16 protein-coding genes are annotated in these 15,008 nt (G+C 54.3%); 11 read left to right on the top strand and 5 right to left on the bottom strand.

The genetic code is table 11. The features are described 5' to 3' along the window. Positions 1–67 precede the first annotated feature (67 nt). From yihA to ftsY, 5 genes are all read left to right on the top strand, one after another. Positions 68–730 carry a ribosome biogenesis GTP-binding protein YihA/YsxC gene (yihA, locus tag UF64_RS02285; protein WP_044827007.1) on the top strand — a complete coding sequence of 221 codons (663 nt, stop codon included), beginning with the start codon at positions 68–70 and terminating at the stop codon, positions 728–730. A gap of 39 nt (positions 731–769) precedes the next feature. Continuing rightward, the gene (gene argB, locus UF64_RS02280; RefSeq protein ID WP_082049467.1) at positions 770–1,699 is read left to right on the top strand and encodes an acetylglutamate kinase; all 930 of its coding nucleotides are present in this window, start codon (positions 770–772) and stop codon (positions 1,697–1,699) included. Between the two features lie 152 nt (positions 1,700–1,851). After that, on the top strand, positions 1,852–2,874 hold the full coding sequence (locus tag UF64_RS02275; RefSeq protein ID WP_044827006.1) for a GGDEF domain-containing protein: 1,023 nt from the start codon (positions 1,852–1,854) through the stop codon (positions 2,872–2,874). Positions 2,875–3,109: 235 nt separating this feature from the next. Further along, on the top strand, positions 3,110–4,357 hold the full coding sequence (mtaB, locus tag UF64_RS02270) for a tRNA (N(6)-L-threonylcarbamoyladenosine(37)-C(2))-methylthiotransferase MtaB (RefSeq protein WP_044827005.1): 1,248 nt from the start codon (positions 3,110–3,112) through the stop codon (positions 4,355–4,357). Then, complete coding sequence (gene ftsY, locus UF64_RS02265) at positions 4,354–5,289, top strand: signal recognition particle-docking protein FtsY (protein ID WP_044827004.1); 936 nt, start codon at positions 4,354–4,356, stop codon at positions 5,287–5,289. The genes mtaB and ftsY overlap by 4 nt, the downstream gene beginning before the upstream one ends. A gap of 64 nt (positions 5,290–5,353) precedes the next feature. Here ftsY and UF64_RS02260 read toward each other — a convergent pair whose 3' ends face one another. Then, the gene (locus tag UF64_RS02260; RefSeq protein WP_044827003.1) at positions 5,354–6,733 is read right to left on the bottom strand and encodes a diacylglycerol kinase family protein; all 1,380 of its coding nucleotides are present in this window, start codon (positions 6,731–6,733) and stop codon (positions 5,354–5,356) included. Between the two features lie 79 nt (positions 6,734–6,812). Then, the gene (locus UF64_RS02255) at positions 6,813–7,316 is read right to left on the bottom strand and encodes a Dps family protein (RefSeq protein WP_044827002.1); all 504 of its coding nucleotides are present in this window, start codon (positions 7,314–7,316) and stop codon (positions 6,813–6,815) included. Between the two features lie 230 nt (positions 7,317–7,546). On the opposite strand from UF64_RS02255, the gene UF64_RS02250 reads away from it, so the two are divergent. Then, the gene (locus UF64_RS02250; RefSeq protein WP_044827001.1) at positions 7,547–8,005 is read left to right on the top strand and encodes a hypothetical protein; all 459 of its coding nucleotides are present in this window, start codon (positions 7,547–7,549) and stop codon (positions 8,003–8,005) included. A 109-nt stretch (positions 8,006–8,114) separates the two neighbouring features. Then, entirely contained in the window at positions 8,115–8,696 is a 582-nt protein-coding gene (locus UF64_RS02245; protein ID WP_052657416.1) for a YqaA family protein, read from the top strand. A 76-nt stretch (positions 8,697–8,772) separates the two neighbouring features. Here UF64_RS02245 and UF64_RS20705 read toward each other — a convergent pair whose 3' ends face one another. Further along, entirely contained in the window at positions 8,773–8,982 is a 210-nt protein-coding gene (locus tag UF64_RS20705; protein WP_152630581.1) for a hypothetical protein, read from the bottom strand. A 344-nt stretch (positions 8,983–9,326) separates the two neighbouring features. On the opposite strand from UF64_RS20705, the gene UF64_RS02240 reads away from it, so the two are divergent. Both UF64_RS02240 and UF64_RS02235 read left to right on the top strand, forming a co-directional pair. Beyond that, entirely contained in the window at positions 9,327–9,854 is a 528-nt protein-coding gene (locus tag UF64_RS02240; protein WP_044827000.1) for an RNA polymerase sigma factor, read from the top strand. 1 nt (position 9,855) lies between these two features. Then, positions 9,856–10,137 carry a hypothetical protein gene (locus UF64_RS02235; protein ID WP_044826999.1) on the top strand — a complete coding sequence of 94 codons (282 nt, stop codon included), beginning with the start codon at positions 9,856–9,858 and terminating at the stop codon, positions 10,135–10,137. 203 nt (positions 10,138–10,340) lie between these two features. On the opposite strand, the gene UF64_RS20090 is transcribed toward UF64_RS02235, so the two are convergent. After that, a complete protein-coding gene (locus tag UF64_RS20090) occupies positions 10,341–10,538 on the bottom strand; it encodes a hypothetical protein (RefSeq protein ID WP_152630580.1) in 198 nt (65 codons plus the stop codon). Between the two features lie 73 nt (positions 10,539–10,611). Here UF64_RS20090 and UF64_RS02230 point away from each other — a divergent pair, with 73 nt between their 5' ends. Together UF64_RS02230 and chrA are read left to right on the top strand one after the other, a co-directional pair. Further along, on the top strand, positions 10,612–12,087 hold the full coding sequence (locus tag UF64_RS02230; protein WP_044826998.1) for an AMP nucleosidase: 1,476 nt from the start codon (positions 10,612–10,614) through the stop codon (positions 12,085–12,087). Between the two features lie 176 nt (positions 12,088–12,263). Continuing rightward, entirely contained in the window at positions 12,264–13,538 is a 1,275-nt protein-coding gene (gene chrA, locus UF64_RS02225; RefSeq protein WP_082049465.1) for a chromate efflux transporter, read from the top strand. A 2-nt stretch (positions 13,539–13,540) separates the two neighbouring features. Here chrA and UF64_RS02220 read toward each other — a convergent pair whose 3' ends face one another. Next, on the bottom strand, positions 13,541–15,007 hold the full coding sequence (locus UF64_RS02220) for a serine hydrolase (RefSeq protein WP_052657415.1): 1,467 nt from the start codon (positions 15,005–15,007) through the stop codon (positions 13,541–13,543). Between the last annotated feature and the right edge of the window lies 1 nt (position 15,008).

The raw sequence follows: 15,008 nt of genomic DNA, 5'->3' as shown, positions 1-15,008 counted from the left end.
CATCTACCCTTCACGGGTTGACCTTCCCTTCGGGGAGCATCCCCGATCAATCGGGGAAGGAAAGACGATGACACAAGAAAACCTGCCGTCGGCAACTGCTATTCCGACGCATGAAGACTCAGTGATCGAAGCCGGGCGGAAGCTTTTTAGCCGCCCGGTTAACTTTGTTCTTGGTGTGGCTCAGCTTGAACAGCTCCCGCCTGAGGAAAAGACCGAGATTTGCTTTGCCGGTCGCTCGAATGTGGGCAAGTCCAGCCTGATCAACGCGATCACCGGGCGCAAGGATATTGCGCGTACATCGAACACGCCGGGGCGTACCCAGCAGCTGAACTATTTCGATCTTGATGGTGCCTGCTATGTCGTGGATCTGCCGGGCTATGGGTTTGCCCAAGCACCCAAGGACATCGTTGATACCTGGCATGCGCTGATCAAACAGTATCTGCGCGGGCGTGTTACGCTGCGCCGTGTATTTGTCCTGATCGATTCCAGACATGGCTTCAAAAAGGCCGATGAGGATATGATGAAGCTGCTTGATGAGGCCGCAGTACCTTATCAGGTTGTGCTGACCAAGTCAGACAAGCTAAAAAAGGGTCAGCTTGAAAAGCGGATCAAGGAAGTGGTCGACGGATTGGTCAAACATCCGGCCGCCATGCCACAGATTTTTGCGACTTCGAGCGAGAAAAATACCGGACTTGCCGAGCTGCGGGCAGAGATTTCCACTCTGCTCTGAGGCTGCCAGCTTTACCGTGCGACAAAATGGGGAAGTGAAATGAACGAAGAAATCCGTTCTGAAGAAGACAATTCGGAAGCCAGTGCCTATCGCATGCTGGCGCGCGCAAAAGTGCTTTCCGAGGCTCTTCCCTTTATGCGCCGGTTTAACGGTCAGAAAATCGTGGTCAAATATGGCGGTCATGCCATGGGTGATCCGGAGCTGGCGCGTTTGTTTGCGCTCGACATGGTGCTGCTCAAACAGGTTGGCATGAACCCGATTGTGGTGCATGGCGGTGGCCCGCAGATTGGTCAGATGCTCAAGCAGCTCAACATCCAGTCCGAATTCGTTGATGGCCTACGCGTAACCGATCAGCAGACCATTGACGTTGTCGAAATGGTGCTGGCGGGCAAGATCAACAAGGAAATCGTGTCAAACATCAATGCCGCCGGCGGCGTTGGCGTTGGCCTGTGTGGCAAGGATGCGAACCTGATTACTGCGCGCAAACTGACCCGCACCAAACGCGATCCCGAAAGCAATATCGAGAAGGTTCTTGATCTTGGTTTCGTTGGCGAGCCGGTGAAGGTCAATCCGCACGTTCTTGATTGCTTTGCAGATACCGACATCATTCCGGTGATCTCGCCTATTGGTGTGGGCGAAGATGGTCAGACCTACAATATCAATGCCGATACCGCTGCAGGTGCGATTGCCAAGGCCGTTGGCGCAAGCCGCCTTTACATGCTGACTGACGTAAAAGGCATCCTTGATCAGGACAAGAACCTTGTACGGGACGCCGACACCGCCCACATCAATGCTATGATTGCCGATGGCACCATTCAGGGCGGGATGATCCCGAAAACGGAAACCTGCATGGATGCCGTTGAAAACGGGGTCGAAGCCGCTGTGATCGTTGATGGGCGTGCACCGCATGCAGTTCTGCTTGAGCTGTTCACCGAACGCGGTGCCGGTACGATGATCCGGGGTAACTAAAGGTCGATGGTCGACCGACACTTTCGGTTAGTTTAATTCGACGTATATCTGGCTCCGCTGGGCAATTTGGGGTATGTTGAGGCCAATCATTATGCGGTTAACGCGTAACGCCTTGATATTTCTACTGAAAACACGAGCTCGGAGCACCCGTTGTGACCACAGCGGACCATCAGATTTCCCGCCATTGGGATCATGCCGAAGCGACGCTTAAGGCCCTGCGCGAGCGCGGATTGCGCCCGACGCCTGAGCTTTACCATGTCTGGTTTGTCTATTTCGCCGAGGAAAACCCGGAAATCCTTCGGGTGATTGATGCTGTGCAGGCCGGTGGTGATGAACTGGCCGAGGATATGCTGCTCCAGCTTTACTATCGCTATATCTTTGACCGCCAGGCTGCCGATTTCCTGCAGCGCGGGATAGAAGATTTTTCTGAGCTTGTAGAAAGCAGCGATGAATGCCTGACCACGGCGCGCAAAGGGTTCGAGGAATATTCTGCCTTGCTTGGGCGGTCTCTTGAAACGCTCAAGAACCACAAAGAAGTCAATCCGGTTCTTGGCGAGATTATTCAGAAGACCGACCAGATGCAGCAAGCCGTTGAAGGTTTGCATCAACGCCTTGATCGCTACCTTGGCAAGGTTGCGCGTTTGCAGCGCGAACTCGAAGAAGCGCGCGAGCGATCTTATACCGACGGCCTGACGCTTGTTTCCAACCGGATGTATTTCGAAGAGCAGCTCGGTTTGCTGGTGTCCGAATATGATTCGGCGAAGCAACCTGAATCGTTCTGTGTGATGATTGTCGATCTTGATCAGTTCAAGGCGGTTAACGATCGGTTTGGTCATCGCATCGGCGACGAAATTCTTGTGCTGATTGCCTCCATGCTGAAAGCCAACGTCAAAGGACGCGACATAGTTGCACGTTATGGCGGAGACGAATTTGCTATTCTATTGCCGCAAACGCCAGTAGCAGATGCCATGTTATTGGCAAATGATATGAGCAAGCGTATCGCGGCACGCGAAATCAAGGCCAAACAATCGGGCATTTCGTTTGGTCAGATGACCATATCGATCGGTGTTGCCGAATATGTTGCCAAGGAGGGCGGGGCCAAGCTTATTGATCGCGCCGACAGTGCCCTTTATCGCGCCAAGAAAGAAGGCCGGAACCGCAACTGCGCGGCCTAGTGCCTTGCGCGTGCGTATTTCCAACCTTTGATCGGATGTCAGGCGATGATTTGCGCGCCTGTTGCATGTGTGCCATGAGGGGCGCAGACTTGCATTGAAGCGTTCAAAAGCGTATGTAACCAGCGCCCGGCAAGGATAATGTCCTTGCCGGGCGTTCCGCACTTGCAGCATCCTTTTTGAATTGCGCTGGCGGAAATATTCCCGAATTCGAACTTTGGATCGCAGAAGACCGAGCATGAAAGAGCCGCGTGTCGTCACATTTGGTTGTCGCCTTAACACCTATGAATCCGAGGTGATGCGCGACCATGCCAAAACTGCCGGGCTTGATGATGCCATCATCATCAATACCTGTGCGGTCACGACCGAGGCCGAACGCCAGGCGCGCCAAAGCATTCGCCGTCTGCGCCGCGAAAACCCGGATGCCAAGATTTTTGTCACCGGCTGTGCGGTTCAGGTCAATCCGGACAAGTTCGCCAATATGGGCGAAATCGACCGCATCTTTGGCAACGATGCCAAGATGAAGGCCGAAACCTTCATGTTGCCCGAACATGAACGCGTTGTCGTCAACGACATCATGTCGGTCGAAGAAACCGCAAGTCATCTTGTATCCGGCTTTGAAGGCCGAGCACGCGCCTTTGTTCAGGTTCAGAATGGCTGCGATCATCGCTGCACCTTCTGTATCATTCCCTATGGCCGCGGCAATTCACGCAGTGTGCCGATGGGTGAAATCGTAAGCCAGGTCCGTGAACTGGTCGCCAATGGCTATGGCGAAGTGGTTTTGACCGGGGTCGACATCACGTCCTATGGTCATGATCTTCCGGGGCAGCCGACACTGGGCCAGATGTCGCGTCGTCTTCTGGCACAGGTGCCCGAACTGCCGCGTTTGCGTATTTCATCGATTGATCCGGTCGAGGTTGATGAAGACCTGTTTCGTCTGATCGAAACAGAGTCGCGCCTGATGCCGCACATGCATATCAGCCTGCAGGCCGGCGATGACATGGTGCTAAAGCGTATGAAGCGCCGCCATCTGCGTCAGGACGTTGTTGATTTCTGCAAAAAGGTCCGTGATCTGCGCCCGGATGTGACATTTGGCGCCGACATCATTGCCGGTTTCCCGACCGAGACCGATGAAATGGCGGAAAATACCCTGCGTCTGGTCGATGAATGCGGCCTGATTTATCTGCACGTCTTCCCGTATTCTTCGCGCCCGGGTACGCCGGCTGCCAAAATGCCGCAGGTGCCCAAGGACCTGCGCAAGGAACGCGCAAGTGCCCTTCGCGAAGCGGGTGAAGTTCAGCTCAACAAGTTCCTGCAATCGCGCATCGGGATGGTCGAGAATGTGTTGGTTGAAAAGGAAAATACCGGCCATACGGAGCATTTTGCTCCCGTTCTGCTGGATCGCGTGATAGAACCGGGCACAATAGCCAAGGCCAAGGTAACCGGCCTTGAAGATGGAAAACTGATTGCGGAGCTTGCGGGATGAGTGAAGAGGGGAAAAAAAGCTGGTTTAGCCGCCTGAAAGACGGGCTGAAACGGTCCTCCTCAAAACTGACCACCGGTATTTCTGATATCTTCACCAAGCGCCGTCTTGATGATGACGCGCTTGAGGAATTCGAAGATCTTCTGATCACATCCGACCTTGGTGTCACGACTGCTGCTAAACTGAGCGCGGAACTGGCCAAGACCCGGTTTGACAAGGAAGTCGATTCCGCCGAAATCCAGGAATTCATTTCCGAAGAAGTCGCCAAAATTCTTGATCCGGTGGCCAAGCCGCTGGTGATTGACTCTAATAAGAAACCGCATGTCGTGCTGGTTGTCGGTGTGAATGGATCGGGCAAAACCACAACGATCGGCAAGCTTGCCAAAACCTACAAGGATCAGGGCCTCAAGGTCATGATGGCAGCTGGCGATACGTTCCGTGCCGCCGCGGTCGAGCAGCTTAAAGTCTGGGGTGAACGTACCGATTGCCCCGTGGTTGCGCGCGACACAGGGGCCGATGCTGCCGGTCTGGCCTTTGATGCGATTGAGCAAGCCCAGCGTGAAAATTATGACCTGCTTCTGATTGATACGGCCGGGCGCCTGCAGAACAAGGCGCATCTGATGGACGAGCTTAAAAAGATCGTCCGCGTGATCAAGAAGCGCGATGAAACGGCCCCGCATGACACGCTTCTGGTGCTTGATGCCACTACTGGTCAGAACGCCCATTCGCAGGTCGAAACCTTTGGCGACGCAACCGCTGTTTCGGGGCTGATCGTGACCAAGCTTGATGGCACGGCAAAGGGTGGCGTTGTCGTCGCACTGGCCGAAAAATTCGGCAAGCCGGTGCATGCGATTGGCGTGGGTGAGGCGGCCGAGGACCTTCGTCCGTTCGAAGCCAAATCCTTTGCCAGAAGTCTGGCTGGTCTCGAAGACTGATCAAGACCCGCCGCGAGAATACGCAAAGCAAAAGACCGCCAAATGGTGGTCTTTTTTTTGTCGCTCAGAGTTGCTTGATGATATCGCCAAGATTGCCGTTGAAATGATCAATCTCGGCCGCAAGGGCCTTTACAGGGTCAGCGACATCGTTCGGCAGCTTATCTTGTGAAATCGCCGCAATCTCGCGCGTTAAAAGATCTGTACGGGCCTTGAGGCCATTGGCAAGGCGGGCATCGGCATTGCCCAGCAACCAACCCATGACCTTGTCGCGCAGTTCTTCAAGATTTTGCAGATCCGGGTCCGGTGACGCCGCATTGATGCCATAGGGGCGCAAGCCAAGCTCAAGCTTGCGGGCAATGCCGCGCAGATTGGTCGCACTATCGTGGCAGAGTGCCTTGAGGTCAGCATTTTGGGCGACGGGATAGATCGCCTCGAGACGCAGGGCAAAATCAACCGTGTCACGCATGATGTCGTTGATTTCGTTTCGCTGCGGCAGGGTTTTGTCTTCTGTGCTGTCAGTGCCTTCGATCTGATCGACAAAGCTGTTGGGCGCAAATACCGGCAGAATCCCGGCATGGATGGAAAACAGGGCAGGCAGCTCGCCAATGATTTCCCCATCAGCCAGAATCGGCGCGCCTTTTTCGCCTTCAACCTTGATGGTGTCGCATTGCATGGTGGTGGCATAGCTGCTGTCATCGACCGAGCCAAACAAAAGCTCGGCCGCGATATCAAGGCCGCTGAGCGTATCGACACTGTCGCGGATGGCAAACATATGCAAAAGACCGTCTTCGGGGCTTTTGGTTTCACTCGGGCGCAGACCGCCACCGAAATAGCGGCCATTGGTGATGGTCACTTGGCGCAGTTTCATCGCCTGTGGCTCCTCATCGCCGCAGGTAATGGTCAGATCAAGCGGATCCATTTCATGCCAGCTTTGCCAGTTGGCAACCGCATAGCTGATCGCCCCTAGGGTACGCTTAAGGTCCGGATTGATGCGTTTGCGTGCATCTGCCGGGACCCCGATGCTGGCTGCATTCACAAAGCTTTTTTCATTCACACTGCCGATATCAAGCATGCGGATCTGTCCGTGAATGGCCGCACGCGCGGCATCAATCAGATCATCGGGCAGGGTTAATGTGCGGGCAAAATCGTTTGCCGTGCCAAGCGGGATCGGGATCAGCACCACTTTCTGGGCGATGATGGCATCAAGAACGGCATTGATAGTGCCGTCACCGCCGCCAACAGCAACGATGTCACCAGCGGTGCAGGCGCTTTTGATCTGATCCTTGATGGCACCGGGATCGTCGCAAAGCGTCAGCTCGGTTGTGTAACCGGCGTCCTCAAACACGGTGCGCAGCGGCTGTGCGCCGTTACCGCGCCAGTCTTCGGGCAGCTTTCCCTTGGTCAGCAGAAGATGAACCTTGCCAGTCAGATCAGAGCTTTTCATGACGATGCACCATGGTTGATAGGGCACAAAAAAGAACCGGCGCCCGAAGGCGCCGGCGTATCATATCACATTGACATAATTAGGATATCGTCGCGCGCAACATCCATGCTGCTTCTTCATGGACACCGATGCGCTCGGTTAGCATGTCCGCGGTTTTGACGTCCTCGACGTCTTCGGCGGCCGCAACACCCTTACGGAGCAAACGGGCCATTTTTTCATGGTCGTCGACCAGTTCCTTGACCATGCCTTCGGTCGGAAGCAGTTCCGTCTGATCATCGATCACGGAATTGTTCATCATCTCGCTCAAGCCGGTCGGTGCCGAGAAGCCGATTGCACGAATGCGTTCTGCCATATCGTCAATCGCGGTGTTGAGATCTTCGTAATGCTCCTCGGTCATCTTGTGGAGCGAATAGAAGGTCGGACCAACCACGTTCCAGTGAACGCCACGAATTTTGGCATACAGTACATGCGACGATCCAACGATCTGCGTCAGCATTTTCGCCAGTTCGCGACGATCCTTGCGGTCCACGCCAGTCTCGACGGGAAATTCCTTCGCAACGGTCTGCATACTGCTATGTGCCATAACTAAAACTCCTTTTGTTTACTGCGCGCCCGTGAAATCGGTGAATGCATCATGGTTGATACGTCGTACCCCGCTTCGTGTGTGGGCGCTTACTAGTGAAAACGTCGATTTCGACAAAAGGTTCCATGAAATAAAATCAACACAATCGGAACATTCTTTCGCACCATCCGTTGTTCAGTGTAAGCAGCGCGCAAGTAATTGTGCTGCACTTGTTTAATAAGGAGGTTGTGATGCTGAACAAGAATATGCTGATGATCGGTACTGTACTTATGTCTGTTTCTGTTATGGCGCCGGCATATGCCGGGTCTGCTTCCTCAGATGACACGATGAAAACCGATGATGCATTGAAGTCCGATGCCAACGAACTGGGCAACGAGATTGCCGCACAGTATGAAGACGCCAAGGACTTTACGTTCGAGCAGAAAGAAGATTTTCTTGCCTGGGTCGACACCAAGACCGACCAGCTTGGCGAGCAGTATGACGATGTTTCCGCACGGGTCGCCGACGACAGTGAAGAAGCCGTCGACGAGCTGGCAGAAGCATGGGATAGCGCAAGTGACGAGCTGAGCGATGCGCTTGAAAATGCCAAGGATGCATCTGCGGAAACCTGGGAAGATGTGAAGGCCAATACCGTAAATGCGCTTGAAGATGCGCAGAAGGCCATCTCGGACAGTCAGACCGCCGAATAAGACGTCACAATCTGAACTCGGCGGTTTGACGTCCGAGGTTAGCAGCCCGCCCGGCTTCGGGCGGGCTGCTTTTCGTTTGGGGCAGGAAGACGCTAATAAGGAACAGTGAATGTCGAGCGATGAGAAACAATCAGGACAACGGATAAGGCGTGCGTTCGATTATGCGCAGACCCGTCTTGCGAAACTTGCCGAAGGCCGCAAGGGACTGGGTGGTATATCCGTGGCATCGTTCCTTGAAACCACCATTATCCCGATCCCGATCGAAGTCATTGTCGCCCCGATCATGGCGGCATCGCGTACGCGCGGCTTTATTGTTGCAACGGTAACATTGGCGGGCAGCGTGCTGGGGGCATTGGCACTTTATCTGCTGGCCTGGGTTCTGTTTGATGAATTTGCCCAGCCGCTTATTGATATGGTCGGTGGGCAGCAGCAATTTGATGATCTGCAAGGCCAGTTTGAAGAAGGTGGCTTCTGGGTGGTGTTTGCCATCAGCATTACACCGGTCCCGATGCAGATCGCAGCCCTTGCCGCCGGGGCGACGTCTTATCCGTTCTGGCTGTTCGTGATTGCGATTACGGTGTCACGCGCACTCAGATATTATGGATTGTGGTTGCTGGTTCTGGGGTTTGGTGCGGGAATTGCCCGAATCTTTGAAGGGCGAAAGCCCGAACTCGGGCGCGAAAGCCCGTGATTTCGGTTTAAAACATATGCGAAATACAAAAATCCCCGGCTTTGGCCGGGGATTTTTGTTGGGGAAATCAAATTTTTTATTCCGGCTCGATACGGAAATCGCTGGTGCTTTTGCCCTCGGTATCGGGATCTTCGACGTCCTCAGAGATCAATCCACGGCGAATAAGTTCGCGAATTGCGGCCGCGCGGGTTGGCATCCGGTGGTCAAATCGCCAGTCATCAATGACCTTCAGCTCGTCATCATCAAGCATGATCTGGAGCTTTTCTGTTCTCTTCGACGTTGGCACGTGGGGATTCCTGTCAATTTAAGCGGTTCTGAAAACTGCCTGAAATCATTGAAAATCAATAGATTCGAGAATTTTGGAGTAAGTTACGTTACCGCTGTTTGTTCCATAACACAACCATCTTGCTGAATATGTGTCAGTTCGATAGTTGATGTAAGTAATGTAAAGTAATGGTAAGCCGTAAATAAGGTAAAATAATCAAGTTAATTTAGTTGTGTAAGGTAAGTGTGTTCATAGTGTTGTGTAGTATATGTGTGTTCCTTGTGTTGCCTAAGTGGAGCATACGATTTTACTTTTATTTTTATTTTTGTTTGTTACGGTCAGCTCATCCGAACAAGGAGGTTGTGATGTCTGAACAAGTGATGAACGAAATCGAAGATCATGTCCCTGCGCTGCGCCGTCATGCGTATCGCCTGACCGGCAGCACCGATATGGCACAGGACCTGGTCCAGGACACGCTGTTGAAAGCCATCAGCAAAAAGGACCAGTTCGAAGAGGGCACCAGCCTGAAAGCCTGGTTGCACCGTATTCTGTTCAACACGTTCATTTCGGGAAAACGTCGTGAAAAGACGCGTGGCCCGCAGGTCGATTGGGACGACCTTGGCGACGTCTATGGCCACGGCAGCAATCAGATGGCCCGTCTGCAGCTTCGTGATGCGGATCGCGTGCTTGAAAGCCTGCCCGAGCAGGAACGCGAAGCCATCATGCTGACGGCCGTTGATGATGTGTCCTATCAGGACGCCGCCGATCAGATGTCAGTCGAGATCGGTACCGTTAAGTCCCGCGTGGGCCGGGCGCGTCGCAAGTTGCGCGCATCGGTTGGTCGAATCGAAGCCCGCGAACACGCATCCCGTTATGTCTCGGAGGCAGCATGATATGAGCCCAGTTCTTGCGATATATGGCAAAGAGCACATTCTTGCCTATGTACGCGGGACGCTTGAAGACGACGAAGAAAAACAGGATATCGAAAGTTTGGTCGAAAGTGACCCACGTGCTGCGAAGATTGTGCTTGAGTTGGAGTTTGCCGAATTAGGTGACCCATGGGCACTTGATGGCGCTGTGCAGCGACGATTGAAAAAGTTGCAGCAGATCGCAGACGAGCACCGATATTCTGGTTTGATGCCAGGGGATGATAAAATAGATCATGCATCAAATTAAATTGACACAAATGACCAGTGGTCATATAAAGATTGCACATCAGGGTTGATCGTCTTTTCCCTCAACGTCTAAGACCCTTCCCTGAAATTGCCGAAACCGTCCCCCGGTTTCGGCATTTTTTTTGCCTGCGTTTCCGAACCGCGCCGATTTATGCGGGTGTTTTTATGAACACCGGGTCGGTTATGGCAGGCTCCTCAAAACTGTCATTTGGAATTTTTGAAAATAAATCCGACATATAGGTCATAAGCTTCTGAAACTTCCGGGAAAGGTTTGATCTGATATCCTTTCGATTGTCTCAAATCCGGCGTTTTGACCTCAGGATTGAACGAGATGGCAAAGTTTTCGGTTGTCAGAAGACGGGCGGGCGGTGATAAATCTCTCGCTCCAAGGGCTTTTGTCATTGATCCGTCGCTGTTTTATGCTTCGTGATCTGGCAGACGACCCAAACAACAATAACAAAAAGGAGCATCCAATATGGTTTCTGAAGTCCACGGATCGGTACGCGATCTGTTTGAATTTACCGACGCTGACAAGGCACTTGCGCGCATCAAGGACATTTATGTGACCGGTGCCAATGCCGTCCAAGAGGCCTTTAACCGTTTCGGTCAAGGTCAGCAATCTTCCCCGGTACGTGCCTATTATCCGTATCTCGGCATTGAAGTGCCGCCGGAAAAGCTGCATGTCGAAAGCACGCTTTCATTCGGCGCACCGCGCGATCCCGGTGTTTATGGCACGACCCTGACCCGTCCGGACCTGTTTGAAGAATATTACCGCGAGCAGATCGAACTTCTGCTGAAAAACCATGACGTTCCGGTCGTGGTAGGTGTATCGGACCGCCCGATCCCCTTGCCGTTCCTTGTTGAAACCGCAACCGACAGCATTGGCCCGAACGATATTCGTCCGATGCAGTTGATCTTTGATATGCCGGATCTGGCGCGCACCGATGACGATATCGCCAACGGCGTTCATTACGGATCGAACGCAACGCCGGGGCCAAAGCCGCTGTCGCTGTTTTCTGGTGAACGTGTGGATTACTCGCTCGCACGTCTGCGCCATTACACGGCAACCGCACCCGAACACTTCCAGAAATTTGTCCTGTTCACCAACTATCAGCGCTATGTCGATGAATTCATCGAATTCGCCAAGGAACAGCTCGAAGACCCGAAAAGCCCCTATGTCGCCTTTGTCGAGCCGGGGCCGAAGGTTAGCGTGCGCAAAAACGCACCAAAGGGCTGGGTGGAAAGTGGTGAAGCGGTCAAGCAACTGCCGCAAATGCCATCCTATCACCTGATCCGCGAAGACGGTCTTGGTGTTACCCTGGTCAATATCGGTGTCGGTCCGTCAAACGCCAAAACCGCCACGGATCATATCGCGGTTCTGCGGCCGCATTGCTGGTTGATGCTGGGGCACTGTGCCGGTCTGCGGCGCAGCCAGTTGTTGGGTGATTATGTGCTGGCCCACGGTTATGTCCGTGATGACCATGTGCTTGATTCCGACCTGCCGCTGTGGATTCCGGTGCCGCCGATTGCCGAGGTGCAAGTCGCACTGGCAGATTCGGTCACCAAAATCACCGGGCTTAAGGGTCGCGAAATGAAGGCCCGCATGCGCACCGGCACGGTGGCCACCACCGATAACCGGAACTGGGAATTGCGTTATAGCGAATTGTTTGTCCGCCTGAACCAGTCGCGTGCCATTGCTGTTGATATGGAAAGTGCGACCATTGCTGCCAATGGTTTCCGCTTCCGCGTTCCTTATGGCACGCTTTTATGTGTGTCGGACAAACCGGTGCACGGCGAGTTGAAATTGCCGGGCATGGCCAACAATTTCTATCGCCAGCGCATTGGCCAGCATTTGCAGGTCGGGCTGGATACGATTGATACGCTTCGTCAGGACGTCAATCAGCTCCATTCCCGCAAGCTGCGCTCGCTTGATGAGCCGGCCTTCCGCTAGGCACTTTTCGGGCAATACGTCCGGACGTTAAAAGTAAAGCCCCGCCTGTAGCATCAGACTGCAGGCGGGGTTTTTGTTATGAAATTATGACGAATGACCACAGGGCTGCTTTTGGCTTTGCCGCCTTTCGCGGATTGCGTATGGTCAGGCAAAATCAGGGTAGGGCAGGAAAACACATGCCAAACGCGACGTCACAAACCGAAACCTCAGGCGGTCCTGGGGGTAGCCAAACCTCATCATTGCCGGTGGGCGGCGTTGGTCTGTGGCAGATATTCCTGATTTTCCTGCGACTGGGACTGACCAGCTTTGGTGGGCCGGTCGCCCATATTGGTTACTTCCGTGAAGAGTTTGTGGCGCGTCGCAAATGGCTGAGCGATGCGCGCTATGCCGATCTGGTCGCACTCTGCCAGTTTGTGCCGGGGCCAGCCAGCTCGCAAGTTGGTATGGGCATTGGCATGGCGCTGGGTGGTTTGCGCGGGTCCTTGGCAGCCTGGCTTGGCTTTACCATGCCCTCTGCCATTGTGTTGGCAGCCCTTGGTATGGCGTTTGTCGGGTTCGATCTGGGCAGTGTCGAGGGCATCATTCGCGGCCTGAAGCTGGTGGCAGTTGGTGTGGTGCTGCATGCACTTCTGGGCATGGCGCGCAGCCTGTGTCCGGATGTGACCCGTGCGATTCTTGCTGTTCTGGCAGCTGCGATCATGATTGCCAGCGATACGGTTCTGGCCCAGTTTGGTGTCATCCTTGGCGGCATGCTTGCCGGTTTCGTGTTGTTGCGTGGCAAAGTTGCCGGGGATGCCGATTCCAGTCATGCGCCGCGTTCGACCACGGGGGCGGTGATTGCCCTTTGTGTGTTCTTTGCCTTGCTGGTGATGTTGCCGGTTCTGGCGGAAATTGATCCCACCGGTTTGTTTGCCGTGATTGATGGCTTCTATCGCAGTGGTGCCTTGGTGTTTGGCGGTGGGCATGTGGTTTTGCCACTGCTTGAAAATTCCGTGGTTGCACCGGGCTGGGTGGATGCGGAGACCTTCCTTGCCGGCTATGGCGCGACGCAGGCCGTCCCCGGCCCGATCTTTACCTTTGCAGCCTATCTCGGTGCGGCGCTGCATACCGGTTCAGGTGGCAGTGGCTTGGCGATCAGTGCGTTGACGTCGCTTGTGACCCTGATTGCGATTTTCTTGCCGGCTTGGCTGTTGGTCGTGGGGCTTTTGCCGTTCTGGGATCGCGTGCGGCATGTGCCGTCGATGCGCGCTGGCTTGATGGGGGTGAATGCCGCCGTCGTCGGTTTGCTGGCAGCGGTTCTATATGACCCGATCTGGACGGGTGCCAATCTGGATATCTTTGATATCGGCTGTGTTGTGCTGGTCTTTGCCATTTTGCAGTGGCGGATCGCACCGGTCTGGGCTGTGGTCGGGGCCGGTGCGATGATCGGCTATCTTGTCGGGATTTTTTAGCGCTAGCCGTCATTTACTTCGGTTGCCGCGTCTTGCCCGCCTTCCGGATTTTCGGCATCAGGTTGCGGCAGATTAGCTTTATCCGGGAATACTGCTGTCAGATCGGCAATGAACTTGCGCAGGTCAAAGGCACTGCGATTGCGCGTCACCCCAAAGCGGACAACCACCAGATCGCGTGACGGAATGACCGTCATCGATTGACCATCATGACCAAGCGAGAAAAAGGCGTCTTCTGGCAGTTGGGTAATATCATCGCGCGGGGTGCCGTCTTCGTTCCGGCTGCCGGGCAGATCAAGCCACCAATGCGCCCCATAAAGACCATACGGGTCTTCTGCCGCCGGGCTGGTGGAATAGCCAACCCAGCCTTCCGGCAACAGGCGTTCGCCATCCCATACGCCATCTTGCAGGAACAGCTGGCCGATCTTAGCCCAGTCGCGTGCGGATGCATGCATGAAGCTTGAAGCGATAAAATAGCCTTCCGGGTCGGTTTCAATCACCGCACTGCTCATGCCCAGCGGACGGAACAGAAGTTCGGTCGGGCGGCTGAGGTAGGTGGTGCGAGACCCGCTCAGATTGCGGATCGCAGCGGACAGGATATTACTTGCCCCGGAATTATAGGCGAAATTGCTGCCCGGCGTATGTTCGAGCGGCATGGAAACGGCATAGCCCGCCGCAGCCGGTTCGATAAACAGCATCTGGACCACGTCGGATAGCGGATTGGCATAGCTTTCATCAAACTCAAGCCCGCTTCGCATGCGAAGCAAATCATCATAATTGATGGTCGCGCGCGGGTCGTTTGGTTCTGCCTGCCATTCATTGATCAGAACCGGGTCCTGAAGATGGGAAATCATGCCCTCATACCGCATGCGGCCAAGGATGACATTGAAAACGCTTTTGGTCATTGACCAGCCGGGAAGCGGCGTGTCGGCAGTAATCCCCTCGGCATAACGTTCGGCGACCACCTTGCCATCATGCAGGATGACAACCGCGCGCGTGCGGCGTTCCGGGTGCAGGCCCGGCTCATCCATGACATCAAACAAGATGTTATTCAGCGCCCGGCGATCCACATTGGCCGGCGGCGGGGTCGTCAGAAGCGGCTTGGCCGCGACCGGTTTCATCACCGGGGTGGCGTTGCGCAACTGGGCAATATGATCGACGTCATCGGCCAATGTGCAGCCCAGATTCGGGCGGTAGACCGCAAAGCGCTTGCGAAAGCCAAACGCATGGGCGCTGACGGTCTGATTGCGCAAATCTACATTGGTCGTAATCAGCGATAACAGGGGATTATTGTCGGCAAGAATATCGACATCACGTGCACGGGTGGATGTCAGGCCATTTACAAAAATGGCAGAGCACATGATCTTTGCGCTATAGGCCGCACCGACGGGTGCCAACCAGATGAAAAACACAGCCAGAACAGACAGGCCGATCAATATCAGTCCGATAAAGATGGCCTTGATCAACTGCATT

This window comes from Thalassospira sp. HJ, from assembly GCF_000948415.1.
Classification (GTDB): Bacteria; Pseudomonadota; Alphaproteobacteria; order Rhodospirillales; family Thalassospiraceae; genus Thalassospira.
The sequence above is the reverse complement of the archived record's forward strand: the minus strand, read 5'-3'. Positions and strand labels throughout refer to the sequence as shown.